This window comes from Alcanivorax sp. HI0044 (assembly GCF_001634945.1).
The window spans coordinates 1-989 of record NZ_LWEZ01000619.1 but is presented as its reverse complement, the minus strand read 5'-3'; the positions used below and the strand labels follow the sequence as shown (position 1 = coordinate 989).

Here is a 989-nt window from a genome sequence, read left to right as displayed (position 1 = left end):
CCCTGGCCCGCCTGAACCGGGAAAAAGTGGCCCTGCTGATGATCGACCTGGACCGCTTCAAACCCATCAATGAATCCCTGGGCCATGAAATCGGTGACCGCCTGCTCAAGGCTGCCGCCGAGCGCATTGCCCAACATGCCGGCGGCGAAGAATCCCTGGCCCGGGTGGGCGGCGATGAATTTACCCTGCTGCTGGAAAATCACGGCGGCGAAGGCAGCATCAGCCAGCAGTGCCAGAAACTGATCAACGCCATGAAAAAGCCGTTCCTGATTGACGGCCACGAACTGCTGCTGGGCGCCAGCATCGGCATCAGCCTGTTCCCGGATACCGCCAAAGAAGCCCAGAGCATGATCAACCAGTCCGACATGGCGGTGTACCAGGCCAAGCGCAGCGGCGGCAATAACTTCCAGTTCTATCGCAGCAACATGCGGGTAGCGTCGGTGGAACAGCTGGCCCTGGAAACCAGCCTGCGCAAGGCCATCTTCAAGAACGAATTCGTGGTGCACTACCAGCCGAAAATGGAGCTGGCCAGCAACCGCATCACCTCGGTGGAAGCCCTGGTGCGCTGGCAGCACCCCACCATGGGCCTGCTGCCGCCGGCGGACTTCATTCCCCTGGCCGAAGAAACCGGGCTGATTTCCGCCATCGGTGAACTGGTACTGGAGCGCTCCTGCCGCCAGGCCCACAAGTGGTACAAACAGGGGCTGGGCAACATCTGTGTATCGGTAAACCTGTCAGCCCACCAGTTCCGCAAAGGCAACGTGGCAGAAATCGTGGACCGGGTACTGTCCACCACCGAACTGCCCCCGCACCTGCTGGAACTGGAACTCACCGAAAGCCTGATCATGGAAGACATGGAGCAGAACATCGAGCTGCTTCAGCAACTGCGCACCCGGGGCATTGAGCTGGCGCTGGACGATTTCGGCACCGGCTATTCGTCGCTGAGCTACCTGAAGCGTTTCCCGGTGGACACCCTGAAGATCGATCGC

1 protein-coding gene is annotated in these 989 nt (G+C 60.6%); it reads left to right on the top strand.

The window, feature by feature from the left end:
• A partial coding sequence (locus A3730_RS07490) for a bifunctional diguanylate cyclase/phosphodiesterase (protein ID WP_156501054.1) occupies window positions 1–989 on the top strand: 989 nt, incomplete at both ends.